Raw genomic sequence first — 26,139 nt, forward strand, 5'->3', positions numbered from 1 at the left:
TCCGCTCACGCCTGCTCGGCGTTGCTCAGGCTGCGCCGGGCCGCCGCGACCACGGCGTCGACGGTGATGCCGAACTCGTTGTACAGGGTCTTGTAGTCGGCCGATGCGCCGAAGTGCTCGAGGGACACCGACTCACCGGCGTCCTTGACGAACCGGTACCACGGCATGGCGATGCCCGCCTCAACCGAGACGCGGGCCTTCACGGCGCTGGGCAGCACCTGCTCGCGGTACGCCTCGTCCTGCGCGTCGAACCACTCCACGCACGGCATCGAGACCACACGAGTGGCAACGCCCTCGGCCTGCAGGATCTTCCTGGCCTCGACCGCCAACTGCACCTCGGAACCAGTGGCGATGATCACCACCTTCGGCTCGCCGCCCTCGGCCTCGGCCAGCACGTAGCCGCCCCTGGCGACACCCTCGGCGTCCACGCCCTCCAGCGTCGGCACGCCCTGGCGGGTCAGCGCCAGACCGGCCGGGCCGCTCGCGTCCTCCAGGATCGCCCTCCACGCTGCCGCGGTCTCGTTGGCGTCGGCCGGGCGGACCAGCGAGAAGCCCGGGATCGCGCGCAGCGAGGCCAGGTGCTCGACCGGCTGGTGCGTCGGGCCGTCCTCGCCCAGGCCGATCGAGTCGTGCGTCCACACGTAGATCGCCGGGACCTTCATCAGCGCCGACAGCCGGACCGCCGGGCGCATGTAGTCGCTGAACACCAGGAAGGTGCCGCCGTAGGGCCGGGTGCCGCCGTGCAGCGCGATGCCGTTGAGGATCGCGCCCATGGCGTGCTCGCGGATGCCGAAGTGCAGCGTGCGGCCGTACGGGTTGGCCGTCCAGGTGCGGGTGGAGATCGACGCCGGGCCGAACGAGTCGACGCCCTTCATCGTGGTGTTGTTGCTCTCGGCCAGGTCGGCGGAGCCGCCCCACAGCTCGGGCAGCACGTCGGCCAGCGCGTTGAGCACCTCACCGGATGCCTTGCGGGTGGCGATGCTTTTACCGTCGGCCTCCCAGGTCGGCAGCTTCTCGTGCCACCCGGCGGGCAGCTCGCGCTTGCTCAGCCGGTCCAGCAGCGCCTTGCGCTCCGGGTTGGCCGCCGCCCACTTGTCGAAGGCCACCTGCCACTCGGCGTGCGCGGCCCTGCCCCGCTCGGCGACCTTGCGGGCGTGCGCCAGCACCTCGTCGTCGACCTGGAACGACTGCTCCGGGTCGAAGCCCAGGGCCCTCTTGACCCCGGCGACCTCGTCGGCACCCAGCGCGGCACCGTGCGCCTTGCCGGTGTTCATCTTGGTCGGCGCCGGGTAGCCGATCACCGTGCGCAGCACGATCAGGGTCGGGCGCTCGGTCTCCGCCTTGGCCGTCTCGATGGCCTCCAGCAGGCCCTGCACGTCCTCGCCGCCGTGCACGGTGAGCACCTGCCAGCCGTAGGACTCGTAGCGCTTGGCGGTGTCCTCGGACAGCGCGATGCGGGTGTCGTCCTCGATGGAGATCTCGTTGGAGTCGTAGATCACCGTGAGGTTGCCCAGCTGCTGCGTGCCGGCCAGCGACGACGCCTCGGAGGTCACGCCCTCCTCGATGTCACCGTCGGAGGCGATCACGTAGATGTGGTGGTCGAACGGGCTCTCGCCGGGCGCGGCGTCCGGGTCGAACAGCCCGCGCTCGCGGCGTGCGGCCATCGCCATGCCGACCGCGGTGGCCAGGCCCTGGCCCAGCGGACCGGTGGTGGTCTCCACCCCGTCGGTGTGCCCGTACTCCGGGTGGCCCGGGGTCTTCGACCCCCACTTGCGCAGCGCCTTGAGGTCGTCCAGCTCCAGACCGTAGCCGGAGAGGAACAGCTGCACGTACAGCGTCAGGCTCGAGTGACCGGCCGACAGCACGAAACGGTCGCGGCCGATCCACTTCGGGTCGCTGGGGTCGTGCCGCATGACGCGCTGGAACAGCGCGTAGGCGGCCGGGGCCAGGCTCATCGCGGTGCCCGGGTGGCCGCTGCCGCAGTGCTCCACCGCGTCGGCGGCCAGCACGCGGGCGGTGTCCACGGCGCGCTGGTCCAGCTCGGTCCAGTCTTCGGGCAGTCGCTTGGTGGTCAAGCGGGCAAGGTCGTCGGTGACGGACACGGACGCAGCTCCAAGTTTTCCTTCGGCGGTTCTCGCTGTGCAGCGGTGAATGCGGTCGCTGGACCGATTCGAACCGCGGTTATCCCTCGTCCGACGGGCAGCCTAGTCGTGTCCGATCAGCCACGTGCCGACCCGTCCGGATTGCTGTGCTCCCGCTCGGCGGTGAGCGGGCTTCGACGCCCACGCTGCGCCTGAGAGACCGCGGTTGCGTCATCCGGGTGATGCCGGAGAGTCGGCCGACACGTGCCCGTGCCCTGCGGTTTCGCGCTGGAGGGCGACTGTGTTCCCGGTCGCGCGGGAACACCGAGAGAATAGCCGCACAAGGGCTGTGACCAGGGACACTGGGCTCCGGTGGAGGTCGCGAGGCGCACCCGCGCGACGGCCGGTGCAGTAGCGCGCCTACTATTCGACAACGGTCCGAATCCACGCGCCGCGGGGCTCGTTTCGGGTTGGTCCAGTTAGTCCGAGAGCGCGCAAGGAGTGCCATGCCGTCGGTGAGCGCAGCGTCGTGACCACCGTCGTCGACGCCCCCCAGACACCCGCTCGGCGGCCCGCTGAGCTGCTGAAAGCCTACGTCGGGCTGATCAAACCGCGGGTCATCGAGCTGCTGTTGGTGACCACCATCCCGGCGATGCTGCTGGCCGAACGCGGCATCCCGTCGCCGTGGCTGGTGATCGCCACGTTGATCGGCGGCACCATGGCCGCGGGCAGCGCGAACGCCCTCAACTGCGTGGTGGACGCCGATATTGATCAGGTGATGAAGCGCACGCGGGCCCGCCCGCTGGTGCGGCACACCGTCTCCACCCGGCACGCGCTGGTCTTCGGCATCGTGCTGGGCGCGGGGTCGTTCGGCTGGCTGTGGGCGACGACGAACCTGCTGGCCGCGGTGCTCGCGGTGGCCACGATCCTGTTCTATGTCTTCGTCTACACCCTGGTGCTCAAGCGGCGCACCGCGCAGAACATCGTCTGGGGCGGTGCCGCTGGCTGCATGCCGGTGGTGATCGGCTGGGCCGGGGTGACCGACCGGGTCGACTGGCCGGCGTTGGTGATGTTCGGGATCGTCTTCTTCTGGACGCCGCCGCACACCTGGACGCTGGCGATGAAGTACAAGGACGACTACGAACGCGCCGGCGTCCCGATGCTGCCGGTGGTGGCGCAGCCGGCGTGCGTGTCGCGGCAGATCCTGCTCTTCACCTACCTGATGGTGGCGTGGACGCTGCTGCTGGCCCCGGCCGCGGGCTGGCTCTACGCCGCGTTCGCGGTGCTGACGGGCGTGTGGTTCCTGTCCCTGGCGCACCGGCTGCACAGCGCGACCAAGCGCGGCGAGAAGACCAGGCCGATGAAGCTGTTCCACCTGTCGAACACGTACCTGATGGTGCTGTGCGTGGCCCTGGCGGTGGACTCCGCCCTGAGCCTGCCCGTCCTCGGCTGGCCCTTCTGAGACGTCCGCGGCTCCGGCGCGCCCGGGACGGGAGCGCCGGAGCGGGGGCGACGGGACGCGCGCGTCACGGGAGCAGCAGGAGTTTTCCGGTGGTGCGGCGACCCTCCAGGTCCTCGTGCGCCCGGCGGGCATCCGCCAGCGGGTAGGTGCCGCCGACACGGATGTCCAGCTCGCCCCGCGTGATCCAGCCGAACAGCTCCTCGGTCCGCCAGTCCAGCTCCTCGCGGGTCAGGATGTGGTGCGCCAGGCTGGGGCGGGTCAGGAACACCGAGCCCGCCGAGTTCAGCCGCTGCGGGTCCACCGGCGGCACCGGACCGCTGGCCGCGCCGAACAGGGCGAGCATGCCGCGCGGGCGGAGGCTGGCCAGGCTCGCGTCGAACGTCGTCTTCCCGACCCCGTCGTAGACGACGTCCACCCCGCGTCCGTCGGTGAGGTCGCGGACCTCCGCGGCCACGTCGGCCTCGGTGTAGCGGATGACCTCGTCCGCGCCCGCCGCCCGGGCCAGCTCCTCCTTCTCCGCGGTGGACACGGTGCCGATGACGTTCCCGCCGCGGGACTTGACCAGCTGCGTCAGCAGCAGCCCCATGCCGCCGGCGGCCGCGTGCACCAGCGCGGTCTCGCCGGTGCGCACCGGATACGTCGAGGTGACCAGGTAGTGCGCGGTCAGGCCCTGCAGCAGCGCCGCGGCGGCGGTGCGGTCGGCCACGCCCTCCGGGACCTTGACCGCCTTGTCGGCCGGGATCACGGCCTGCTCGGCGTAGCTGCCGGGGGCCATCACCCAGGCGACCCGGTCGCCGACGGCGAAGCCGGTGACGTCCGCACCGATCGCGACGACCTCGCCCGCGCCCTCCGAGCCCGGCGTGAACGGCAGCGGCATTGGGTAGATACCGCTGCGCTGGTAGGTGTCGATGAAATTCACCCCGGCCGCGGTGACCCGCACCAGCAACTGCCCGGGCTGCGGTTCGGGAACCTCGACCTCCCCGAGCTCGAGGACCTCTGGTCCGCCGTTGGTCGATACCCGGATCGCGCGCATGCTGACTCCTTCGCTGTTCGAGTGGTCGTCGGCTGCAACCCGCCGCGCCGGTCCGATCTTCCCCCGGGCGCGGCCCGGCGGTCCGCGTGGCTGTCGTGTTCCCGGGCGCCGTGTCTAGGATTCCCGCCATGACGGCTACCGAGCAGACGACCGCGCCTTCGCCGAAGGCGGTCGCGGCGGCGAAGGCTTTCGTGGGCGCGCACGGCGGTTCCGCCCGCGCCGTGGTGGAGAACCTGGGGCGCGCGGGCGCCCGGGTCGTGCTGATCGGGGAGGACGGCCTCTTCGGTGACGTCGTGGTGCCCGATGTGACCGCGGGCGCGGCCCTGGTCGAGGCGGTCGCGGGGCTGACGGCCCACGAGTGGGACGGTGACACGGTCGCGGCGATGAAGATCGGCGCCGCGCACCGCCGGAAGATGGCCGGTCCCCGCGCCCGCTGACCCCGGCACGTGGGAGTTCCCCCACTGGTCGACGCGTTCGCCGTGGTCTATGTTTTCAGCGAAGGCTGAAGTCGATCAGTGGGAGTCGTCGTGGTGGACAGCTACGTGCAGCGCACCGACCGCCCCGCGATGTCGGAGTGGATCGAGCAGATGGCGGCGCACTTCGAGGCCACCGAGGGCATGCCGCTGATCGCCGGGCGGATACTGGCGTTCCTGCTGATCTGCGACCCGCCGGAGCGCACCGCCGCGGAGCTCTCGCACGCGCTGGCCGCCAGCACCGGTTCGATCAGCACCAACGTGCGGCTGCTGATGCGGCTCGGGGTGATCTCGCGGACCACCCGGCAGGGCCGCGAGGCGGCGTTGTACCGGGTGGAGGAAGACCGCTGGCCGGAGCTGGTGCGCCAGCGGTTGCAGCGGGTGACGCAGTTGGAAGAGCTCACCGCCCACGGCCTACGGATGTTCAGCGGCCAGGGCGAACGGGCCCGCCGGCTGCGCACGGTGCACGAGTTCTACCAGTGGCTGTCCGGGGAGATGCCGGAGCTGTGGCGCCGCTGGGAACGGGAAGGCCGCCCCCGCCTCCGCTTCTGAGGTCGTGCGGATCGCCGCGTCGGCTTGGTCAGGCGGCCGCGGGTTCCTCGGCCGGGGTGGGCGTCGGTTCCGGCAGCGGGCCCCGGTAGCGGGACTCGCCCCACAGCAGCGCGGTGATGATGATCACCAGCGTCGCGGCGGCCACGTGCAGCACGACCATCGCCTCCGGCACGCCCAGGTGGTACTGGATGGACCCGATCGCGCCCTGTACCAGGACCATCGCGCACGCCGCGCCGTAGGTCTTCAGCAGCGCCTTCGTCGGGCGGGAGCTGCGCAGCCACACGCCGAACACCGCCAGCAGCAGGACGTAGGCCATCACCAGCAGGCCGTGGACCTCGACCAGGGTCTCCACCGAAAAGCCCAGCCGAGGCGTGTCCGGGTCGCCCGCGTGCGGCCCGGCGGCGGTGACCAGGGTGCCCACCACCAGCACCGCCGCGGTCACCACGACGAGGCCGACCAGCAGCGTGCGCATCGGGCGCGGCACCACGCCGACCGGTTCGCGGTCGCCCTCACCGGCCGCCTTGTACAGCACGGTGGCCAGCCAGATCAGCACGGCCGACGCCATGAAGTGCACCGACACGCTCCACCAGGCGAGGTTGACCAGCACGGTCATGCCGCCGATGATCGCCTGCGCGACCACGCCCAGCGGCATCACCAGGGCCAACCGCACCAGCCGGGGCCGGTACGGGGGGCAGCGCCGGGCGGTCAGGAAGCAGGCCAGCGCGAAGAACCCGATCACGAAGGTCAGCAGGCGATTGCCGAACTCGATGGCCTGGTGGAACGCCGCGACCTCGGGGTGCTCGATGGGCACCATGCTGCCCGGGAAGCACTGCGGCCAGGTCGGGCAGCCCAGCCCGGAGCCGGTCACGCGCACGGTCGCACCGGTCACCGAGATCAGCGCCTGCGTCACCACCACGGCGAGTGCCAGGGTGCGAACCACGCGCGGAGTGGGGCGGGAGATCCAGGAAGGAATCGGCACGAAGCCGATGGTAAGCCGGTCGGGGAAAGCGCCATCGGCAGGGCTTGACAACCGGAGCCACGTCACACCACCCAGCGGATCCCGGCCGTGCCCGCCGCCCCGCAGCCGGATGAGGCTGCCGCCTCGCGGCCGGATCGCCCGGAAGGCCGGGATCGCGACCGGGTTCCCCCAGGTTTGCCCAGATCTGAGAGGCCCCGGGAGCGTGCCTGATCGTGCAGGATGTCTCCACCTGAGGAAGGCGGTCAGGTCAGGCGGGTGGTGCGGATGGCCACCGCGCCACACACCGCACCCCAGACCAGCAGCACGGCGACGGGCTGCCAGCCCGGCAGCGCGCCCTGGACCAGGACCGCATCGAGGGCTTCGGCGAGCGCACCGGAGGGCAGGAACCCGGCGATCAACCCCACCGGTCCGGGCAGGTCGCTCGGCGGCAGCGCCAGGCCACCGGCCAGCAGCAGCACGAACCAGATCGCGTTGGCCAGGGCGAGCACGATCTCGGCCCGCAGCGCCCCGCCGACGAGCATCCCGGCCGCGCCGAAGACGAGGGTGCCCAGCGCCAGCAGCACCATCGCGGGCAGCAGCCCGGACACCACCGGCCGCCAGCCCAGCAGCGCCGCGGCGACACCCAGCACCACCGCCTGCAGCGCCACGACCAGCAGGGTCGCCAGGACCCGGCCGGACACCAGCGTCCAGCGCGGCAGCGCCGTCGCGGACAGCCGCTTGAGCACGCCGTAGCGGCGGTCGAAGCCCAGCGCGATGGCCTGGCCGGTGAACGCCGTCGACATCACCGCCAGCGCGAGGATGCGCGGCACCACCGAGTTCACCCGCGGCTCCGGCAGGGTGCCGATGTGCAGGATGCTCAGACCGATCAGCAGCGCCAGCGGGATGATCAGCGTCAGCAGGGCCTGCTCGCCGTGCCGGATGATCAGCAGCGCCTCGGTCCGGGTCTGCGCGGCCAGCATCCGCAGCGGACGGCCGCGGCCGGGGGCCGGGGCGAACGTGCCGGGCGGGAACTGGGCGTCGAGCTGGGCGGGAGCGTTGGTCTCGGCGTTCATGATCGCAGCTCCCGTCCGGTCAGTTCCAGGAACACGTCCTCCAGGCTGCGGCGGCTGACCCGCAGCTCCTGCGCGAGCACCCCGTGCTGGGCGCACCACGCCGTCACCGTCGACACCACCTGCGGATCCACGTGGCCGCGCACCACGTAGTCACCGGGGCGCGGCTCGGTGGCCTGGCAGTTCTCCGGCAGCGCGGACAGCAGGAGCTGCAGGTCCAGCCCGGGCTGGGAGCGGAACCGCAGCTCCTGCCTGCCGTCCTCGGGCTCGGTGAGCTCCTCGGCGGTGCCGTCGGCGACCGCGCGGCCGCGGTCGATGATCACCACGCGGTCGGCAAGCGCCTCCGCCTCGTCCATCAGATGCGTGGTCAGCAGCACGCTCACGCCGTCCCGGCGTAGGGCGCCGACCAGGTCCCAGACCAGCCGCCGCGCCTGCGGGTCCATCCCGGCGGTGGGTTCGTCGAGGAACACCAGCTCGGGACGGCCGACCAGGGCGCAGGCCAGCGACAGCCGCTGCTGCTGACCGCCGGAGAGCCGCTTGTAGGGGGTGCGGCGGACAGCGGTCAGGCCGAGCACGTCCAGCAGCCACGCCGGGTCCAGCGGCTCGGCGGCGCAGGCGGCGACCAGGTGCAGCATCTCGTCGGCCCGCACACCCGGGTAGGCGCCGCCGCCCTGCGGCATGACGCCGATGCGCGGGCGCAGCGCCTCGGACTGCGTCCGCGGATCCAGGCCGAGCACGCGGACCTCGCCGCCGTCGGGGCGCTGGAAGCCCTGGCAGATCTCGACGGTGGTGGTCTTGCCCGCGCCGTTGGGGCCGAGCAGCGCCAGGACGCTGCCGCGCGGCATGCACAGGTCGAGTCCGGCGACGGCGACGGTGTCGCCGAAGCGCTTCTGCAGCCCTCGCAGCTCGACGGCCGGACTGTCGGCGTTGCTCACGAACTCCAAGCCTATTGCGTGACGGGCCGAACACCGCTGCGGGGCGGCAGCAGCCGCGGGACCTTGCCGCGCACCAGCCACAGGGTGACCGCGAAGGCGATCACGGCGGCGATCACGGCCAGCGGGATCTGGTAGGCGCGCAGCGGAAAACCGGCCCCGGTGGGCGGCACCAGCAGCGAGACGGCGGCGCAGATCAGCGTCGCGGTGACGCGGAACCGGGTGTTGTTGGTGGACAGCGCCAGCGGCATCACCGACCACAGCAGGTACCAGGGCCACAGCACCGGCACCGCCAGCGCCAGGGTGAGGAGCGTGACGCCCAGCGCGGCCAGCGGTTCGATGCGGCCGCGGAAGGACAACCACAGCATCCGCAGGCACACCACGGCGACGACCAGGTACCCGATGATCTTGGTGATCACCAGCATCGCGTCGGTGTGGTTGCCCAGACCCAGCAGGGTGCTCAGCCCGCCGCCGGTCATGCCGAACGCGGTCAGCGGGGCCATGAACGTCTTGACCCGGTTGGGCACGTCGAAGGTGTCGATCCAGCCCAGCCCCCAGCCGCTGGCGATCGTGATCACCGCCATGGTGGCCACGAACACCGCGGACAGCAGGGCGGCCACCCGCAGCAGGTCGCGGAACCGCCCGCCGCGGCGCAGCACGAGGTAGATACCGAAGAAGCCGAGCGCGATCCAGCCGGGCGGTTTGATCGCCCCGGCGACGGTGAGCAGCACGCCGGTGGCGATGGTGCCGGGCACGGTCTGGTAGCGCAGGCCCAGTTCGATGGCGGCGAGCATGATGCCGACCATCAGCGCCTCGTTGTGCATGCCGCTGACCACGTGGAACAGCACGATCGGGTTGGCCGCGCCGAGCCACAGCGCGGCGGCCGGGTGCACGCCGCAGCGGTCGGCCAGCCGGGGGATCGCCCAGATCGCCAGGGCCAGGCCGCACAGCATCACGACCCGCCACACCAGCACCCCGAACACCACGTTGTCACCGACCACGCGGGAGACGAGCTGGCCGAACATCAGAAACAGCGGCCCGTACGGCGACGGCGTGTCACGCCAGATGTTGGGCACGTTGGCGGTGAACGGGTGGTCGACGCCCAGCGCGGCGGCGGGGCCCAGCACGTAGGGGTTGAAGCCGCGCGCGGCCACCTCGCTCTGCGCCAGGTAGCTGTACATGTCGGTGCTGAACAGCGGCGGTGCCAGGGCCAGCGGCAGCGCCCACATGGCCAGGGTGCGGGCCAGCTGCGTCACCGAGACCATCCGGGGCCGGCCGGGCCAGCACAGCGTCCCGAGCCACAGCCAGGCGATGACGATCATGAGTATGCCCAGCCAGCAGCAGGCCATGGCCACGGTGGGGATGCGGGTGGGCAGGCCGATCAGCCGCGCGCCGGACAGCGGGTTGTCCACCGGGGCGGCACCGGCGCCGATGGAGCCGACGGCCAGCATGAGCGATCCGGTGGTGCCGAACCGGCGCACCACGTCGAGCTGGCGCCGTTCGGTGCGGTCCAGGGGAGGTGCCCCGGGAGCCGCGGTCGGGATGTTGGTCGCTTTGCCTGCCGCCACGACGACGAAGGGTAATCGGGTGAGTCAGCTCACGCGGCGCCCCGCGCTCTGGTGTCCCGCGTCGAAATAGGTAACATTCGTGTTGTGAAAAACGTCGGGACGTCGTCGCCTGCCTCTGAGGGCAGCGGTGCGACCGGGCCGGGGCAGGTCGCCCAGCCCGGTGCGCATGGCGAACGGCGCACCCGGCACTCGGTCGCGCGGTTGCTGCTGGAACGGGGACCGATCACCGCCGCGGCGGTGGCCGAGGAACTCGGGTTGAGCCCCGCCGCGGTGCGCCGGCACCTCGACGTGCTGGTGGCCGAGGGCGAGGCATACACCCGTGAGTCCTCCCCGCGGGGTCGTCGCGGACGGGGACGCCCGGCCAAGCAGTTCCTGCTCACCGAGGTGGGCCGGGCGCGGTTCGGGCACGCCTACGACGACCTGGCGGTGGCAGCGCTGCGCTTCATCGCCGAGCACGACGGCGAGCAGGCCGTCCGCGAGTTCGCCGAACGGCGGATGGCCGCCTTGGTGGCCAACCACCGCGAGACGCTGGCGGCGGCACGCACGCCGGCGGAGCGCACGGAGGCTCTCGCCGACGCGCTCACCCGCGAGGGCTACGCTGCGTCGACGCGGAGCGTCGGCAGCGGTGAGCAGCTCTGCCAGCACCACTGCCCGGTGGCGCACGTGGCTGCGGACTTCCCGCAGCTGTGCGAGGCCGAGACCGCGGCGTTCGCCGAGGTTCTCGGCACCCACGTGCAACGGCTGGCCACCATCGCCAACGGCGATGCGGCCTGCACCACGCACGTACCGACCGCGCGGTTCGCGGGTCCGGGCGGTGACCGCCCGGGGACCGCCCCGACCCCTGCCGGTCCGCTCCCGAAGGGCCGGCAGCACACCGCCCCGATTCCTGATGGAGGGGAGTCCGTATGACTGCCGCTGCGGAGCAGCGCACACCCACCACGGCGCCCAACGCCTCCGGCCAGTTGTCCCAGGAAGAGACCCTGGCGACGCTGGGCAACTACGAATACGGCTGGGCTGACCCGGATATCGCCGGCGCCAGTGCCCGCCGTGGCCTCGACGAGGAAGTCGTCCGCGACATCTCGGCGAAGAAGAACGAGCCCGAGTGGATGCTCGAGGCGCGGCTGAAGGCGCTCCGGCTGTTCGAGCGCAAGCCGATGCCGCACTGGGGCGCCGACCTGTCCGGCATCGACTTCGACAACATCAAGTACTTCGTCCGCTCCACCGAGAAGCAGGCCCAGACCTGGGATGACCTGCCCGAGGACATCAAGAACACCTACGACAAGCTGGGCATCCCCGAGGCGGAGAAGCAGCGGCTGGTCGCGGGCGTGGCGGCCCAGTACGAGTCCGAGGTCGTCTACCACAAGATCCGTGAGGACCTGGAGTCGCAGGGCGTCATCTTCCTGGACACCGACACCGGGCTCAAGGAGCACCCGGAGCTGTTCAAGGAGTACTTCGGCTCGGTCATCCCGGCCGGGGACAACAAGTTCTCCGCGCTCAACACCGCGGTGTGGTCGGGCGGTTCCTTCATCTACGTGCCGCCGGGCGTGCACGTCGACATCCCGCTGCAGGCCTACTTCCGGATCAACACCGAGAACATGGGCCAGTTCGAGCGGACCCTGATCATCGTCGACGAGGGTGCCTACGTGCACTACGTCGAGGGCTGCACGGCGCCGATCTACTCCAGCGACTCGCTGCACTCGGCGGTCGTGGAGATCATCGTCAAGAAGGGCGCCCGCTGCCGCTACACGACCATCCAGAACTGGTCGACCAACGTCTACAACCTGGTCACCAAGCGGGCCAAGGCCGAGGAGGGCGCCACCATGGAGTGGGTGGACGGCAACCTCGGCTCCAAGGTGACCATGAAGTACCCGTCGGTGTTCCTGATGGGCGAGCACGCCAAGGGCGAGGTGCTCTCGGTGGCGTTCGCCGGCGAAGGCCAGCACCAGGACGCCGGCGCGAAGATGGAGCACCTGGCGCCGCACACCTCCTCGACGATCGTCTCCAAGTCGATCGCCCGCGGTGGTGGCCGCACCTCCTACCGGGGGCTGGTCAAGGTCGCCAAGCGCGCGCACCACTCGTCGTCGAACGTCAAGTGCGACGCGCTGCTGGTGGACACCATCAGCCGCTCCGACACCTACCCGTACGTCGACGTCCGGGTCGACGACGTGCAGATGGGCCACGAGGCCACCGTCTCCAAAGTCAGCGACGACCAGCTGTTCTACCTGATGCAGCGGGGGCTGACCGAGGACGAGGCGATGGCGATGATCGTGCGCGGGTTCGTCGAGCCCATCGCCCGCGAGCTACCCATGGAATACGCGCTGGAACTGAACCGACTGATCGAGCTGCAGATGGAAGGGGCCGTCGGCTGAGATGAGCACCACCAAGACCGACGCCCAGCACGGCCTCGCCGAGCACTCCCACGGCGGGGCGGTCGTGCCGCAGTCCTCCCGCGGCGAGCGCTTCACCTCCTACGACGTCGAGGCGTTCGAGGTGCCGGGTGGCCGCGAGGAGGACTGGCGGTTCACGCCGATGAAGCGGCTCAAGGGCCTGCACGACGGCACCGCCACCGCGACCGGCACCCTCAAGGTGGAGGTCACCGGGGCCGCCTCGGTGGAGACCGTGGGCCGGGAGGACGCGCGGATCGGCGACGGCGGCGTGCCCGCCGACCGCGTCGCCGCGCAGGCGTGGAGCTCGTTCACCGAGGCCACGATCGTCACCGTGCCCAAGGAGACCAAGCCGGAGGGCCCGATCACCATCACGGTGCACGGCCCCGGTGCCGGTGAGGTCGCCTTCGGCCACCTGCAGGTGCGCGCGGAGCAGTTCGCCGAGGCCGTCGTGGTCCTCGACTTCCGCGGCTCCGGCACGATCGGCGACAACGTCGAGTTCGTCGTGGGCGACGGCGCGCAGCTGCGGGTCGTCTCGGTGCGCGACTGGGCCGACGACGCCACGCAGGTCAGCTCCGAGCACGCCAAGCTCGGCCGCGACGCGGTGTTCCGCCACTTCGCCGTCACCCTCGGCGGCGACCTGGTGCGGGTCAACACCACCGTGTCCTACGGCGACAGGGGCGGTGACGCGGAACTGCTCGGCCTGTACTTCGCCGACGCCGGGCAGCACCTCGAACACCGGATGCTGGTGGACCACGCGGTGCCCAACTGCCGCAGCAACGTGCTCTACAAGGGCGCGCTGCAGGGCGACTCGGCGCACACGGTGTGGATCGGTGACGTGCTGATCCGCGCTGCCGCCGAGGGCACCGACACCTATGAGCTCAACCGCAACCTGGTGTTGACCGAGGGCGCGCGGGCCGACTCGGTGCCGAACCTGGAGATCGAGACCGGCGAGATCGAGGGCGCCGGGCACGCCAGCGCCACCGGCCGGTTCGACGACGAGCAGCTGTTCTACCTGCAGGCCCGGGGCATCCCGGAGGACCAGGCACGCCGCCTGGTGGTGCGCGGGTTCTTCGGCGAGCTGCTGCAGAAGATCACCGTCCCCGAGGTCCGGGAGCGGCTGGAGGCCGCGATCGAGGCCGAGCTCGCCGTCGTCGGCGCCTGACCCCAAGCTTTTCGCACACACCAGGAGAACGAAGAAGAAATGGCCACCCTGGAGATCAAGGACCTGCACGGCTCCGTGCTCACCGAGGACGGCGCCAAGCCGATCCTCAACGGCGTCAACCTGACCATCCCCTCGGGCGAGATCCACGCGATCATGGGCCCGAACGGCTCCGGCAAGTCGACGCTGGCCTACGCCATCGCCGGTCACCCGAAGTACCAGATCGACTCGGGCTCGGTGCTGCTCGACGGCGAGGACGTGCTGGAGATGAGCGTGGACGAGCGGGCCCGCGCGGGTCTGTTCCTGGCCATGCAGTACCCGGTCGAGGTGCCCGGCGTGTCGATGTCGAACTTCCTGCGCACCGCGGCGACCGCGGTCCGCGGCGAGGCGCCGCAGATCCGCAAGTGGGTCAAGGAGGTCAAGCAGGCCATGGCCGACCTCGACATCGACCCGTCCTTCGCCGAGCGCAGCGTCAACGAGGGCTTCTCCGGCGGTGAGAAGAAGCGCCACGAGATCCTGCAGCTGGACCTGCTGGACCCGAAGTTCGCGATCCTCGACGAGACCGACTCGGGCCTGGACGTCGACGCGCTGCGGGTGGTTTCCGAGGGCGTCAACAAGTTCCACGGCAAGGGCGGCAAGGGTGTTCTGCTGATCACGCACTACACCCGGATCCTCAAGCACATCACCCCCGACTACGTGCACGTCTTCGCCGACGGCCGGGTCGTCGAGTCCGGTGGCGCCGAGCTCGCCGACGAGCTGGAGGCCAACGGCTACGTGCGCTTCACCGGCAAGAAGGAGGCGACAGCCCAGTCATGACCGTTCAGCCTCCTCGCACCGCGGGTGCGAGCACGCCGTTGGACGTGGCGGCGATCCGCGCGGACTTCCCGATCCTGGGACGCACCATCCGCGACGGGCGACGCCTGGTGTACCTGGATTCGGGCGCGACCTCGCAACGTCCGCGTCAGGTGCTCGACGCGGAGCGCTCCTTCCTGGAGACCTCCAACGCCGCCGTGCACCGCGGCGCGCACCAGCTGGCCGAGGAGGCAACGGACGCCTACGAGGGCGCGCGGGACCGCATCGCGCGCTTCGTGGGGGTTGCCGCCGACGAGGTGGTGTTCACCAAGAACGCCACCGAGGGCGTCAATCTGGTCGCCTACGCGATGAGCAACGCCGCCACGTCCGGGGCGGAGGCCGAGCGCTTCCGCCTCGGACCCGGCGACGAGGTCGTGGTGACCGAGATGGAGCACCACGCGAACCTCGTGCCGTGGCAGCAGCTGTGTGAGCGCACCGGGGCCACGCTGCGCTGGTTCGGCGTCACCGACGAGAGCCGCCTGGACCTGTCGGACGTGGCCGGGGTGATCACCGAGCGGGCCAAGGTGGTGGCGTTCACCCACCAGTCGAACGTGCTGGGCACGGTGAACCCGGCGGAGCAGATCGTCGAGCGGGCGCACCAGGTGGGTGCGCTGGTGGTGCTCGACGCCTGCCAGTCGGTGCCGCACGCCCCGGTGGACTTCAGCGCGCTGGACGTGGACTTCGCGGTGTTCTCCGGGCACAAGATGCTCGGCCCCTCCGGGGTCGGCGTGCTCTACGGGCGCCGCGAGCTGCTGTCGGCGATGCCGCCGTTCATCACCGGTGGTTCCATGATCGAGCTGGTGCACATGGAGCGCTCCACGTTCGCCCCGCCGCCGCAGCGGTTCGAGGCGGGCGTGCCGATGACCTCGCAGGCCGTGGGGCTGGGTGCCGCGGTGGACTACCTGTCCGCGATCGGCATGGACCGGGTGGCCGAGCACGAGCGGCAGCTCACCGAGCTGGCGCTGCGCGAGCTGTCGGCGATCGACGGGGTGCGCATCATCGGTCCCACCACCGTCGAGAACCGCGGCGGCGCGGTGTCGTTCGTGATCGACGGCGTGCACCCGCACGACGCCGGTCAGGTCCTGGACGACCGGGGCGTCGAGGTCCGCGTGGGGCACCACTGCGCGTGGCCGCTGCATCGCCGGATGGGAATTCCCGCGAGCATCCGCGCGTCGTTCTACTTGTACAACGAACTCGACGAGGTCAAGGCGTTGGTGGACGCGGTGCGCGAGGCGCAGCGCTTCTTCGGGGTGGCTTGACCGGGACTGCCGGGGAAATCGATGCAGCTGGAGCAGATGTACCAGGAGATCATCCTGGACCACTACCGCAACCCGCACCGGCACGGCCTGCGGGAGCCGTACGATGCCGAGTCGTTCCAGGTCAACCCGACCTGCGGCGACGAGGTGACCCTCCGGGTGCGGTTGTCCGGCACGGACGCGGACGCCGTCGTCGACGACGTGTCGTACGCGGGCCAGGGCTGTTCGATCAGCCAGGCGTCCGTGTCGGTGCTCACCGACCTGGTGGTCGGTCGGCCGGTGAAGGAGGCGTTGAACACCGAGGCGGTGTTCAGCGAGCTGATGCACGGCCGCGGCAAGGTCGAGCCGGACGAGGACGTGCTGGAGGACGGCGTCGCGTTCGCGGGCGTGGCGAAGTACCCGATGCGCGTGAAGTGCGCGCTGCTGGGTTGGATGGCTTTCAAGGACGCGGTGTCGCGCGTCGTCTCCTGACCCGGACCGCAAGTTTCGAACTCACTGGAGGCGTCATGGGTGACGAGGCCCAGGTGCAGGAAACGGACGTGACCCGCAGCGCCGAAGCGCTGCCCGAGCAGGCCGCGCCGCGGGCTGACGTGGCGTCGCGGGAGGACGTCGAGGAGGCCCTGCGCGACGTGGTCGACCCGGAACTGGGCATCAACGTCGTCGACCTTGGCCTGGTCTACGACATCCGCGTGGCCGAGGACAACACGGCGACGGTGGACATGACGTTGACCTCGGCGGCCTGCCCGCTGACGGACGTCATCGAGGACCAGGCCCGAGCGGCCCTGACTGGCGGTCCGGGCGGCGGCCTGGTGAAGGACTTCCGCATCAACTGGGTCTGGATGCCCCCGTGGGGCCCGGAGAGGATCACCGAAGAGGGCCGAGAACAACTCCGAGCCCTCGGCTTCACGGTCTGACCGAGAACCTCCGAAGAGGGGTACCCGCACACTGAAGTGGTCCCCGGTGGTTGGACTGAGTCCGATCACCGGGGAGCAGTGGAACTCTCACCCCAGGCGCACGCCCGGGGGTTCCCAACCTTGGCGCTTCTCAGTTGAGCAGAAGCTTACGGTGGGTCCAGGCCAGGTGGAGGGCTGCTGCTGCTCCGGGAGACAGCCTCTTGGAGTCCCGGAGCCACGTCAGGGTGTTTTCCTCGAACGGGAACGTCCGTGCTGGCACCGAACCTTCTGCGTTGGCCTCAACGGCCTTGGTGAACACCGCGTCGTAGGTGTCCGGCGCAATGATGGCGACGGTGAGGATGTCTCCGGCCAGGGTGAGCGCGTCGAGGACGACACCCAGGCTGAACACGCGAATGTGGCCATTGCGAACCGCGTTGTCCAATGCGGTGAACGGTTCCAGCTCGTGGTATCGGATCGGCTTGCCGGATCCGTCGAATTCTCCGTGGTCCAGGAGTTCTTCGGCGTACTCGCGCTGGATGTTCCGCCAGATGGAGAAATCCGCCGTGATGGCTGCCGGTATGACCGACGAGGGCTGGAAGATCCCCGCAGGAATCAGGTGCACCATTCCGCCACCGCCCGCCACGCGGGCGGAGTCGCGATGGTGGAGAACGACACTGGGGCACTCGCCGCCCCGGATGGTGAGGGTGCCGATCGCGCCCATGAGTGGGCGGCGGCGGAGATCGAACGGATCCGCGACGAGTTTGCGGAACGCCAGCCGCCGGCGGGACGCGCGAGGCACCACCTTCTCATTGCCGTCGTCGATGGCCAGATGATGAGCGGCGAATTCATGGGCCAGCGCCTCGTTGATGTCCATCGCGTCGAAGAAGCTCATCAGCCCGAAGCGCATGTGGGGCCGGGTCCAATCGAGCTCGGCCAGCCGGAAACACAGCCTGTTCTCGAACAGGCGTGGTGCGGCGAGGTCGCGAATGGCGTCGTGGTAACAGCGGAACCGGGTGTCGATGTTGGCCAGGGGGCGGACGGCTGCGCTTTCGGGTTCCTCTCCGGTGATCAACGGCTCATCGATCGCCGGATCCAACGCCAGCGTGATCTCGTCCAGGGGGACAGGTTCGGCGGGCAGCCAGGCGGGTGAGCTGATGACCCCGGTGTTCTCCAGTCCCGCGATCCGGTGATCGGGATACCAGGATTCGGCAAGCACCGCGAGGTCGCGGCGATGCCTGTCCAGCGCCGAACGGATGTGGCGCCACTGGTCCTGGTCATGTTCGACGTGCGGCTCGGCAGCCGTAGACGCCTCGGTGAACGTGGGTGGCGAGACCATGGGCATGGTCGGCTCGTCCTCGGACCGGACCAGACGTGGCCTGCGGAAGCCGAGTTCATCCGCTGCGCAGTGGAACAGTTGCGCAAGAAGCCGGCGGTAGAAGGGTTGTGGCCACACGACTTCGCCGCGTTCCCATCGACCAATCGTCTTGCGGGTGATCTGCGGATGCTTGCCGTAGCGAGTCGCGGCGAGATTGGTCAGCTCGTCGGCCAGGTCCTGCTGGGACAGGCCGGCGCGCTCACGCAGCGCGATCAACACGGTGTTCGGTATGCGGGTGTCGTCCTGTGGCACGGACCAACGGTAGGGCCTCACACGACCCCGAGGTCAGGAATGTCCCGCCGATGTCCCCGATCTGGTCCAACTGTGGGTACTTGGCGTGGTCGCTTTCGCCCTCGCTTACTGATGAACTTGATCGCGAATGTCCCAGTTGAGTGAACGATCGACCCAATGTCGATTCCACTGCTTCGAGGAGACGGGATGAGCGAATCCAATATCTGGGCGCCGGAGCCTGACGAGTACGCCTTGCTGCGAGACGAAATTGACCGTGCACCGAGGCTTTTCGCGTTGTGCGAGCTCGATCGCGACGAGACCGACTGGGAAGTCACCGAGGGGCGGGTGTTCGCCTGGGGCCTGGCTTTCCCCGACCGCGCGCAGCTGGTCAGCACCGACGGCCGGGATCGCGGCACCTTCCAATCTGCCGACCGCGCCGCCGAGATCTTCGCGCGTACCGCGGAAGTCCGTCTCGTCTACCCGTCCGAGCGGCCCTGACCGGCGGCCTGGTGAAGGACTTCCGCATCAACTGGGTGTGGGTGCGGTCTGGCGCCGGCGGCGTTGGCGACGCCAGCAGGGTTCCGGTCGTGTGGGGCGTCCGTGAAACGCGTGGTCAGTTCCGCGTTTCGGGTCCGTGGGTGGGAAACGTTTCTGGGGCGTGGGTGGGAAAACCCGAGGGCGGGGGAGGGGTGGCCGGCGTGCCGCGCAGCACCTCGACGCGGTGCGAACCGGGGCGCGACATGACCCAGCTGGATCCGTTCAGCGACTTGGCGTGCTTCTTCAGCGGCGCGAGCTTGCGGGACACCTCGTCGTAGCCGGCGACCGTGCGCTGCGTGCACACCAGCGTCGCCAGCGACAGGCTGACCGGCACGTCGCCCGCCGAGCGGGGCGGGTCCAGCACCATCTCGGCCAGCGGCACCAGGTCGTCGAGGTCGGCCACCAGCAGGAAGTCGTCGCCGCCGACGTGGCCGACCTGCACCGAGCTCAGCGCGGTGGCCGCGTCGGTGAGGCTGCGGCCGATCGCACGGATCAAATCGTCCCCGGCGGAGAACCCGGCGGTGTCGTTGACCAACTTGAACCCGTCAATGTCCAACCAGCTCACCGAGAACATCTCCCCGGCGGCGATCCGCCGCGTCACGTCGCGGGCGATCGCGTCGCTGCCCGGCAGCCGGGTCAGCGGGTTCAGCGCCGCGGCCTCCTCGACCTTCAGATCCGCCATGCCGCGGATCAGGTCGCCCGCGCGGACCACGCCCAGGCAGCGCCCCGACTCGTCCACCACGATGGCGTCGTCGTACATCCGGTACTGGTCGGAGCGCGTGACCATGCTCAGTGCCTCCATCGCGGTGGTCGCGGTGGTCAGCACGCGCGGCTCGTCGGCCAGCCGCGAGGCGGGGCGCTTGGCGTGCAGCGCATGCCCGTAGGGACCGGTCACCGCCAGCAGGAAGCGGTTCCGCTCGATCGTCCACTGCGGACGGTTGTGCTCGTCGACCAGCACCACGCCGTTGATCTCGGGGTGGTCGGCGAGCACCCCGCGGACCTGGTCCGCGGTGACGTCGATCGACAGCATCGTCGCGGGCGAGAGGAACTCGGTCACCCGCGGCCCGGTCGCCATGGCGCTGATCGACGCCCCATGCGGATCGGTCACCTCCGCGGCCACCCCCGGCACGGTGCGGGCCGTCGGCGGGCGGCGCGCGGCCGGCGCCAGCAGATTGCCCTGCACCAGCCGGACCCCGTTGCGGCGCAGCGCGGTGAGCTGGCGCTCGTTCTCCACGCCCTCGGCGACCAGCTGACTCTCGGTCGCCTCGCACAGGTGACGCACCGACTCCACCACGGCCACCCGCGCCGAGCTCTCCGGCAGCCCGTCCACCACGGCCCGGTCCAGCTTCACCACGGCCGGGCCGATGTCGGCGATCAACGTCAGCGGCACGTCGCCCTCGCCGACACCGTCCAGCGCGATCTGGAACCCGTCGCCGCGCAGCTTGTCGATCCCGGCCAGCAGCTGCTCGGGCTTCAGCCGGGCGAACGGCGGACCGATCTCCAGGGTCACCTCCTGCGGTCGGCGACCGATCTGCTGCAGCTTGTCCCGAACCAGCTCGAACCGGGCCAGGTCGTGGGTCACGGTGCCGCCGAACACGTTGAGGTGCAGCGGCAGCAGGGACTCGTGCTCGGACACCGCGGTCAGCGCGGCGACTGCGAGTGCCACGTCCAGCTCGGTCAGCCGCCGCTGCCGAGCAGCCTCCCGGAACAGGTCCTGGACGTGCCCTCCCACCGGCCGGGCCAGTACCTCAACCGCGACGATGGCCCCGGTCCGGATATTGATCAACGGCTGGAACGCGAAGCGCACCCCGTCGACCAGCGCAAGCACGGAGTCGATGTTGCCCGGAATCATGCCGCTCCATCGACCGTGTTCACGACCTGTTCACCGACATCTCAGTCACTCCTCCTCCGCGGAGGACCGCCTCTCCCCGCAGACCAACCTAGCGCGCCGGACCAGGGACAAACATCGGCTGATTGGCCAACCTGTGGCCAGTTGCACAACGAAACGCAGTGGTCTCGTTGCGTTCGGCAGCATTTTCGTCACACCGTTCCCGTTGGCCCCATGCGCACCGGGCGGGTGTCAGCCACCGCCCAGGCCGTGGCGGGCCGGCGGGTGCCCCACCGACAGCCCGCCGAGCACCAGGCGGCGCCGGATCCGCCAGGGCGCCTGCCGGAACAGCGCCGACATCGCCGTGGCCGTCCTGGCCGGGTCGCCGTCAGCGGCCAAGAACTGTCTGCGGTGCGGCTCGGGCAGCCGGAAGAACAGCTCGAAGAACTCCGGCACCAGCTCCGGCGGCAGCGACAGCAGAGCCTGCAACGCCCGCTGCCGCAGCACGTGCGCGGCGACCGCGCGGGGCGGCCACAGCATCGACCACGCCGCGCGCGCCGCGACCGCCGGACCGGAGGGCAGCCCGGCGCTGATCGCTGCGGCCAGCCACGGGGCGCGGCGCAGCGAGGTCGCGACACTGAACCCCGACGCCGGATGCACGAAACCCGCCGCCGCGCCGAACGGGACCACCCGGCCCGGCCGGGGCAGCGGGTCGTCCACGGGGAAGCGCACCCGCTCCTCCTCGACGCGCTCGTGCGCCACCCCCGCCTCGGCCAGGCGGCCGGCGAGCCTGCGGCGCAGCAGCGCCAGCGGCAGCGCCGGGCGGCGGGCCAGCGACGTCTCCTCGAGCAGGACCCGGTCGGTGCCGAGCCGCGCGGCGTACAGGAAGGTCGGCCAGCCGCCCCGGGTCTGCGGTGCCGGGCGCCAGTCCATGAACACCCCGGCGCCGGGCTCGCAGAACGGTTCGGCCGCCTCGGCGGGCAGCACCCACCCGACCGCGGTCTGCTGCGCCGGGGTGTGCGCCGGGCGGCCACCGGAGAGCACCCGGGCCGCCCCGGTCGCGTCCACCACCACCGCCGCCGCGATCCGCCGACCGTCCTTGAGCACCACCGTCGAACCGGTGGGCCCGTGCTCGGCGGCCGTCGCGCGGCCGGTCACCTCGACGACGTCCGCGCGCCACAGGTGTTTCCACAGCGCGGTGTTGTCCAGCACCGCGTAGGCCCGGTCCCAGCGGTGCGGGGCGGTGCCGTGCAGCACCATGCGGTCCACCACCGAGGCCAGGGCCGACGGTGGCACCGACGCCGGTAGCTCGTCCCGCCAGGTCCCGTAGGTCTGCGGCCAGACCCGCCGCGGCGCGGGATCGATTAGGGTCACCCGCAGCCCGGTGTCGCTGCACGCCGCTGCCGCCGCCCGCCCGGCCGGTCCGCCGCCCACGACTACGACATCCACCACCCGAGCATCAGATCACGGCGCCCGCCCCGCCCGCCGACGAGGTGAGCGCGGTCGACGTCGTGGTGCCGCGCACCGCGATCGGCGCGGCGTCTACCGTGTGGCCATGCAGGACGCGCAGCCGACCCGGACCAGTCGACGCAGTGACCGTTCCGCCTACCGGAAAGCTCCCGCCGACCTCGCCGCCAGCCCGTTCCGGGCCGACCGCGACCGCGTGTCCAGCTCGGCGTTCTTCGCCCGGCTGGGCGGGGTGACCCAGGTGGTCAGCCCCAGCGGTTCCGGCCTGCTGCTGCACAACCGGCTCACCCACAGCCTCAAGGTCGCCCAGGTGGCGCGGGCAATCGCCGAACGGCTGCTGGCCGACCCCGACGACCTGGCCCGGCTGGACCGGCTCGGCGGCTGCGACCTCGACGTGGTGGAGGCGGCCGGGCTCGGCCACGACCTCGGGCACCCGCCGTTCGGCCACCTCGGTGAGGGCGTGCTGGACCGGCTGGCACGGCAGCGGTTCGCGCTGCCCGACGGCTTCGAGGGCAACGCCCAGACCTACCGCGTGGTCACCCGCATCGACGTGCGCGGCACCGACGGCGATGGCCTGGACCTGACGGCCGCGGTGCGGGCGGCCCTGTTGAAGTACCCGTGGACCCGGCTGGCGCGGCCGCAACCGCACCCGCGGGACCTGCCGGTGCCGCCGCGTGGGGCATCCGAACCGCCGGAAGCGCCGGGCACCGGATCGGCGAAGTTCTCCTGCTACACCACCGAGCTCGACGACATGCTTCAGGCCCGCGCGGCCTTCCGGGGCCGGCTGGAGGACTGGCAGCAGACCGTCGAGGCATCGATCATGGACACCGCCGACGACATCGCCTATGCGATCCACGACCTGGAGGACTTCCACCGCGTCGGTGTCCTCCAGCACACCAGCGTCTCGCACGAGCTGACCGAGTGGCTGGGCCACGCCGTGGAGTTCGCCGGGTTCTCCGACGGCGAACTGGCCGGTGCGGGGCTTCGGCCCGGCAGCTCGCTGGAGCGCCTGCGCCGCCGCCTGCACGCCAAGGACGGCTGGATCGCCGACGACGAGGCGTTCGTCAGCGCGGTCAAGAAGGTGGTGGCTAACCTCGTCACCAAGCTGCTGGAGGTGCCCTTCGACCGCTCCCAGCACGCGGAACAGGCCGTGGCGGCGTTCTCCGGAGAGTGGACCCGCCGCCTGGTGGAGGGCGTGCGGGTCGAGGAGCGCCCGACGACACGGTCCGGGCACGTGGCGCTGGCCGTCGAGCAGTGGCACGAGGTGCAGGTGCTCAAGTTCGTGCACCGCCGGTTCGTGCTGCAACGACCCGACCTCGCGCTGCACCAGCGCGGCCAGGACCGGCTGCTGAGCAAGCTCGTCGAGGCGCTGGACAACTGGCTGATCGACCGCAGCGAGGCGGCGCGGCTGCCGCACCGGCTGCGGGACCTCTTCGACCAGGCCCGCGCCGAGTTCGCGCTGCTGCGCCGCGACGATCCGGAGCTGCTGCGGGCGCCCGGCGGGCCGGCGGAACCCGACGGCGAGCACGTGGAGCGGATGGCGCGCGGCCGGGCGGTCATCGACTTCGTTGCCTCGCTCACCGACGGCCAGGCCGCCGCGCTGCTGGAGGCGCTGTCCGGGCGCACCACACAGCTCTGGAACGACACGTTCGTGCTGTGAGCCACCGCTCGCGGCGGTGGGCCGGACGGCACGTCCAGGTGTGACCGGGATGCGGTCCGCGAATAATGCGGTGGACACGGCCCGATACACTCGGATCGTGGTCACCAAGCGTTTCGTGGTTCGGGTGCCCCGCGCCACCCCGTCGCTCCTCCGGCCGGTCGTCTTCTAGCGCGACCGCCGCGACACAGCACGCCCACCCGGCGTTTTCGCTGGTGGGCGTTCTCATGGAATGCCTGACCACTACTTCCCCGGAGTTCCCCTTGATCTCTGCCACCGGCCTGGAGCTGCGCGCCGGTTCCCGCATTCTGCTGTCCGACGCGACGCTGCGCGTCCAACCCGGCGACCGGATCGGCCTGGTGGGCCGCAACGGCGCGGGCAAGACCACCACGCTGCGCGTGCTCGCCGGCGAGGGCCAGCCCTACAGCGGCGACGTGGTGCGCCGCGGTGAGCTGGGCTACCTGCCGCAGGACCCGCGCGAGGGCGACCTGTCGGTCACGGCCAAGGACCGCGTGTTGTCGGCCCGCGGCCTCGACCAGCTCATGCGCGACATGGAGAAGGCCCAGACCGCGATGGCCGAGCTGGTCGACGAGCGTGAGCGGGACAGGGCGATCGCCCGCTACGGTCGCCTGGAGGAGCGGTTCGCCGCGCGCGGCGGCTACTCCGCCGAGAGTGAGGCCGGGCGGATCACCAGCAACCTCGGCCTGGCCGACCGGGTGCTCAACCAGCCGCTGCGCACCCTCTCCGGCGGTCAGCGTCGGCGCGTGGAGCTGGCCCGGATCCTGTTCGCCGCCTCCGAAGCCGGTCCCGGCGGGCGTTCGGCGACCACGCTGCTGCTCGACGAGCCGACCAACCACCTTGACGCCGACTCGATCACCTGGCTGCGCGACTTCCTCAAGGCCCACGACGGTGGCCTGGTGGTCATCAGCCACGACGTCGACCTGCTGGCGGCGGTGGTCAACAAGGTGTGGTTCCTCGACGCCATCCGCGGCGAGGTCGACGTGTACAACATGGACTGGCAGCGCTACCTGGACGCGCGGGCGGCCGACGAGAAGCGCCGCCGCCGGGAGCGCGCCAACGCCGAGAAGAAGGCGTCGGCGCTGATGGCGCAGGCCGACAAACTGCGGGCCAAGGCCACCAAGGCGGTCGCCGCGCAGAACATGGCCCGCCGCGCGCAGAAGCTGCTGGCCGAGGCGGAGGCCGAGCAGGCCCAGGAGAAGGTCGCCAAGATCCGCTTCCCGGACCCGGCGCCGTGCGGGCGCACCCCGCTGACCGCCGAGGGGCTGTCGAAGTCCTACGGCTCGCTGGAGATCTTCAGCGGCGTGGACCTCGCGGTCGACCGCGGTTCCCGGGTGGTCGTGCTCGGGCTCAACGGCGCGGGCAAGACCACGCTGCTGCGGCTGCTGTGCGGCATGGAGAAACCGGACTCGGGCGCGGTGATCCCCGGTCACGGACTGCGCATCGGCTACTACGCACAGGAGCACGAGACGCTCGACCACGACGCGACGGTGTGGGAGAACATCCGCCGCGCCGCGCCGGACGCCCCCGAACAGCAGCTGCGCACGCTGCTCGGCGCGTTCCTGTTCCAGGGCGAGCAGCTGCAGCAACCCGCGGGCACGCTCTCCGGCGGCGAGAAGACCCGACTGGCGCTGGCCGGGCTGGTCTCCAGCGCGGCGAACGTGCTGCTGCTGGACGAGCCGACCAACAACCTCGACCCGGCCAGCCGCGAGCAGGTGCTCGACGCGTTGCGCAACTTCACCGGGGCGGTCGTGCTGGTCACCCACGATCCGGGCGCGGTGCAGGCGTTGCAGCCGGAACGGGTCATCCTGCTCCCGGACGGCACCGAGGACCACTGGTCGGATGACTACCTGGAGCTGGTCCAGCTGGCGTAGCCTGCCTCCGGCACGTAGTCACCACTACTACGAATGGGCTAGTGCATTCCGGTGGTCGCCGGGTGCTCAGCTCAACCGATGGCCGATCTTTTTTCCATGATCGCCTGGCGTTCCCGCCCTTCCTGTTCGATCATTGCGCTGACAGGGGTCGCGAGGCCCGACCTGCTCAGAGGGAAGGCGGGGACACCGTGGCTGAGCTGAAGAAAGGTGCGCGCATCACTGGAAGCGCGCGGGACAAGCTTGCCAGTGATCTGAGAAAGAAGTATGAGAAGGGGGCGAGCATCCGCGCTCTGGCCGAGGCGACCGGACGGTCCTACGGGTTTGTGCACCGTGTCCTGAGCGAGTCGGGTGTGCAGCTGCGGGGCCGCGGGGGCGCCACCCGCTCGAAGAAGAAGTGAGCACGGCGACCATCGGTCGCTGACGAGTCGACACAACATCACTCCAGCGATCTGCCCAGATCCGCATGGGAGGTCCGC

23 protein-coding genes are annotated in these 26,139 nt (G+C 70.9%); 14 read left to right on the plus strand and 9 right to left on the minus strand.

The window, feature by feature from the left end; all coding sequences use genetic code 11:
- Positions 1-5 precede the first annotated feature (5 nt).
- A complete protein-coding gene (gene tkt / locus IEY17_RS17755; RefSeq protein ID WP_188989165.1) occupies positions 6-2,075 on the minus strand; it encodes a transketolase in 2,070 nt (689 codons plus the stop codon).
- A gap of 535 nt (positions 2,076-2,610) precedes the next feature.
- Here tkt and IEY17_RS17760 point away from each other — a divergent pair.
- On the plus strand, positions 2,611-3,543 hold the full coding sequence (locus tag IEY17_RS17760; RefSeq protein ID WP_188989167.1) for a heme o synthase: 933 nt from the start codon (positions 2,611-2,613) through the stop codon (positions 3,541-3,543).
- A 64-nt stretch (positions 3,544-3,607) separates the two neighbouring features.
- On the opposite strand, the gene IEY17_RS17765 is transcribed toward IEY17_RS17760, so the two are convergent.
- Positions 3,608-4,576, minus strand: coding sequence for a quinone oxidoreductase family protein (locus tag IEY17_RS17765; RefSeq protein ID WP_188989169.1), 969 nt, complete (start codon positions 4,574-4,576; stop codon positions 3,608-3,610).
- A gap of 128 nt (positions 4,577-4,704) precedes the next feature.
- On the opposite strand from IEY17_RS17765, the gene IEY17_RS17770 reads away from it, so the two are divergent.
- Positions 4,705-5,013 (plus strand): hypothetical protein, encoded by a 309-nt coding sequence (locus IEY17_RS17770; RefSeq protein WP_188989171.1) that lies wholly within the window; start codon positions 4,705-4,707, stop codon positions 5,011-5,013.
- Positions 5,014-5,091: 78 nt separating this feature from the next.
- Positions 5,092-5,601, plus strand: coding sequence for a GbsR/MarR family transcriptional regulator (locus IEY17_RS17775; protein ID WP_229680266.1), 510 nt, complete (start codon positions 5,092-5,094; stop codon positions 5,599-5,601).
- Positions 5,602-5,629: 28 nt separating this feature from the next.
- Here IEY17_RS17775 and IEY17_RS17780 read toward each other — a convergent pair whose 3' ends face one another.
- From IEY17_RS17780 to mptB, 4 genes are all read right to left on the minus strand, one after another.
- Entirely contained in the window at positions 5,630-6,580 is a 951-nt protein-coding gene (locus IEY17_RS17780) for a COX15/CtaA family protein (RefSeq protein ID WP_188989173.1), read from the minus strand.
- Positions 6,581-6,822: 242 nt separating this feature from the next.
- Positions 6,823-7,632 carry an ABC transporter permease gene (locus IEY17_RS17785; RefSeq protein WP_188989175.1) on the minus strand — a complete coding sequence of 270 codons (810 nt, stop codon included), beginning with the start codon at positions 7,630-7,632 and terminating at the stop codon, positions 6,823-6,825.
- Positions 7,629-8,564: an ABC transporter ATP-binding protein gene (locus IEY17_RS17790; RefSeq protein WP_188989177.1), complete on the minus strand. Its 936-nt coding sequence runs from the start codon at positions 8,562-8,564 to the stop codon at positions 7,629-7,631. The genes IEY17_RS17785 and IEY17_RS17790 overlap by 4 nt, the downstream gene beginning before the upstream one ends.
- A gap of 11 nt (positions 8,565-8,575) precedes the next feature.
- Positions 8,576-10,129 carry a polyprenol phosphomannose-dependent alpha 1,6 mannosyltransferase MptB gene (gene mptB / locus IEY17_RS17795; protein WP_188989179.1) on the minus strand — a complete coding sequence of 518 codons (1,554 nt, stop codon included), beginning with the start codon at positions 10,127-10,129 and terminating at the stop codon, positions 8,576-8,578.
- 84 nt (positions 10,130-10,213) lie between these two features.
- On the opposite strand from mptB, the gene IEY17_RS17800 reads away from it, so the two are divergent.
- The 7 genes from IEY17_RS17800 to IEY17_RS17830 are packed head-to-tail and all read left to right on the plus strand — an operon-like array spanning position 10,214 to position 16,697.
- Entirely contained in the window at positions 10,214-11,038 is an 825-nt protein-coding gene (locus IEY17_RS17800) for a helix-turn-helix transcriptional regulator (RefSeq protein WP_188989181.1), read from the plus strand.
- The gene (sufB, locus tag IEY17_RS17805) at positions 11,035-12,498 is read left to right on the plus strand and encodes a Fe-S cluster assembly protein SufB (protein WP_188989183.1); all 1,464 of its coding nucleotides are present in this window, start codon (positions 11,035-11,037) and stop codon (positions 12,496-12,498) included. Before IEY17_RS17800 ends, sufB begins: the two co-directional genes overlap by 4 nt.
- 1 nt (position 12,499) lies before the next feature.
- Positions 12,500-13,678, plus strand: coding sequence for a Fe-S cluster assembly protein SufD (gene sufD / locus IEY17_RS17810; protein ID WP_188989186.1), 1,179 nt, complete (start codon positions 12,500-12,502; stop codon positions 13,676-13,678).
- Positions 13,679-13,717: 39 nt separating this feature from the next.
- Positions 13,718-14,491, plus strand: a complete 774-nt coding sequence (gene sufC / locus IEY17_RS17815; protein ID WP_188989188.1) for a Fe-S cluster assembly ATPase SufC — start codon at positions 13,718-13,720, stop codon at positions 14,489-14,491.
- Positions 14,488-15,786 carry a cysteine desulfurase gene (locus IEY17_RS17820; protein ID WP_188989191.1) on the plus strand — a complete coding sequence of 433 codons (1,299 nt, stop codon included), beginning with the start codon at positions 14,488-14,490 and terminating at the stop codon, positions 15,784-15,786. The genes sufC and IEY17_RS17820 overlap by 4 nt, the downstream gene beginning before the upstream one ends.
- 21 nt (positions 15,787-15,807) lie before the next feature.
- Entirely contained in the window at positions 15,808-16,254 is a 447-nt protein-coding gene (sufU, locus tag IEY17_RS17825) for a Fe-S cluster assembly sulfur transfer protein SufU (protein WP_188989193.1), read from the plus strand.
- 35 nt (positions 16,255-16,289) lie between these two features.
- Positions 16,290-16,697 (plus strand): metal-sulfur cluster assembly factor, encoded by a 408-nt coding sequence (locus IEY17_RS17830; protein ID WP_188989195.1) that lies wholly within the window; start codon positions 16,290-16,292, stop codon positions 16,695-16,697.
- A gap of 130 nt (positions 16,698-16,827) precedes the next feature.
- Here IEY17_RS17830 and IEY17_RS17835 read toward each other — a convergent pair whose 3' ends face one another.
- On the minus strand, positions 16,828-18,303 hold the full coding sequence (locus IEY17_RS17835; protein ID WP_229680267.1) for a helix-turn-helix transcriptional regulator: 1,476 nt from the start codon (positions 18,301-18,303) through the stop codon (positions 16,828-16,830).
- 186 nt (positions 18,304-18,489) lie between these two features.
- Between IEY17_RS17835 and IEY17_RS17840 the strand changes: the two genes are divergently transcribed.
- A complete protein-coding gene (locus IEY17_RS17840) occupies positions 18,490-18,780 on the plus strand; it encodes a hypothetical protein (RefSeq protein ID WP_188989197.1) in 291 nt (96 codons plus the stop codon).
- Positions 18,781-18,895: 115 nt separating this feature from the next.
- On the opposite strand, the gene IEY17_RS17845 is transcribed toward IEY17_RS17840, so the two are convergent.
- Both IEY17_RS17845 and IEY17_RS17850 read right to left on the minus strand, forming a co-directional pair.
- The gene (locus IEY17_RS17845) at positions 18,896-20,671 is read right to left on the minus strand and encodes a GGDEF domain-containing protein (protein ID WP_188989199.1); all 1,776 of its coding nucleotides are present in this window, start codon (positions 20,669-20,671) and stop codon (positions 18,896-18,898) included.
- 228 nt (positions 20,672-20,899) lie between these two features.
- A complete protein-coding gene (locus IEY17_RS17850) occupies positions 20,900-22,099 on the minus strand; it encodes a lycopene cyclase family protein (protein WP_188989201.1) in 1,200 nt (399 codons plus the stop codon).
- 103 nt (positions 22,100-22,202) lie between these two features.
- On the opposite strand from IEY17_RS17850, the gene IEY17_RS17855 reads away from it, so the two are divergent.
- The 3 genes from IEY17_RS17855 (at position 22,203) to IEY17_RS17865 (ending at position 26,061) form a co-directional block, all read left to right on the plus strand.
- Complete coding sequence (locus IEY17_RS17855) at positions 22,203-23,774, plus strand: deoxyguanosinetriphosphate triphosphohydrolase family protein (protein ID WP_188989203.1); 1,572 nt, start codon at positions 22,203-22,205, stop codon at positions 23,772-23,774.
- 260 nt (positions 23,775-24,034) lie between these two features.
- Complete coding sequence (locus IEY17_RS17860; protein WP_188989205.1) at positions 24,035-25,663, plus strand: ABC-F family ATP-binding cassette domain-containing protein; 1,629 nt, start codon at positions 24,035-24,037, stop codon at positions 25,661-25,663.
- Between the two features lie 188 nt (positions 25,664-25,851).
- Positions 25,852-26,061: a helix-turn-helix domain-containing protein gene (locus tag IEY17_RS17865; protein ID WP_010310662.1), complete on the plus strand. Its 210-nt coding sequence runs from the start codon at positions 25,852-25,854 to the stop codon at positions 26,059-26,061.
- The last annotated feature ends 78 nt before the right edge of the window (positions 26,062-26,139 follow it).

Origin of the sequence: Saccharopolyspora thermophila, assembly GCF_014646075.1 — a bacterium.
Taxonomy (GTDB): Bacteria; Actinomycetota; Actinomycetes; order Mycobacteriales; family Pseudonocardiaceae; genus Saccharopolyspora; species Saccharopolyspora thermophila.

Bases quoted from the DNA above. Each gene is read 5' to 3' on its own strand.
- IEY17_RS17765 (WP_188989169.1), bottom strand. From the start codon at position 4,576: ATGCGCGCGATCCGGGTATCGACCAACGGCGGACCAGAGGTCCTCGAG.
- IEY17_RS17770 (WP_188989171.1), top strand. From the start codon at position 4,705: ATGACGGCTACCGAGCAGACGACCGCGCCTTCGCCGAAGGCGGTCGCG.
- IEY17_RS17785 (WP_188989175.1), bottom strand. From the start codon at position 7,632: ATGAACGCCGAGACCAACGCTCCCGCCCAGCTCGACGCCCAGTTCCCG.
- sufB (WP_188989183.1), top strand. From the start codon at position 11,035: ATGACTGCCGCTGCGGAGCAGCGCACACCCACCACGGCGCCCAACGCC.
- sufD (WP_188989186.1), top strand. From the start codon at position 12,500: ATGAGCACCACCAAGACCGACGCCCAGCACGGCCTCGCCGAGCACTCC.
- sufC (WP_188989188.1), top strand. From the start codon at position 13,718: ATGGCCACCCTGGAGATCAAGGACCTGCACGGCTCCGTGCTCACCGAG.
- IEY17_RS17820 (WP_188989191.1), top strand. From the start codon at position 14,488: ATGACCGTTCAGCCTCCTCGCACCGCGGGTGCGAGCACGCCGTTGGAC.
- sufU (WP_188989193.1), top strand. From the start codon at position 15,808: ATGCAGCTGGAGCAGATGTACCAGGAGATCATCCTGGACCACTACCGC.
- IEY17_RS17830 (WP_188989195.1), top strand. From the start codon at position 16,290: ATGGGTGACGAGGCCCAGGTGCAGGAAACGGACGTGACCCGCAGCGCC.
- IEY17_RS17840 (WP_188989197.1), top strand. From the start codon at position 18,490: ATGAGCGAATCCAATATCTGGGCGCCGGAGCCTGACGAGTACGCCTTG.
- IEY17_RS17845 (WP_188989199.1), bottom strand. From the start codon at position 20,671: ATGATTCCGGGCAACATCGACTCCGTGCTTGCGCTGGTCGACGGGGTG.
- IEY17_RS17855 (WP_188989203.1), top strand. From the start codon at position 22,203: ATGCAGGACGCGCAGCCGACCCGGACCAGTCGACGCAGTGACCGTTCC.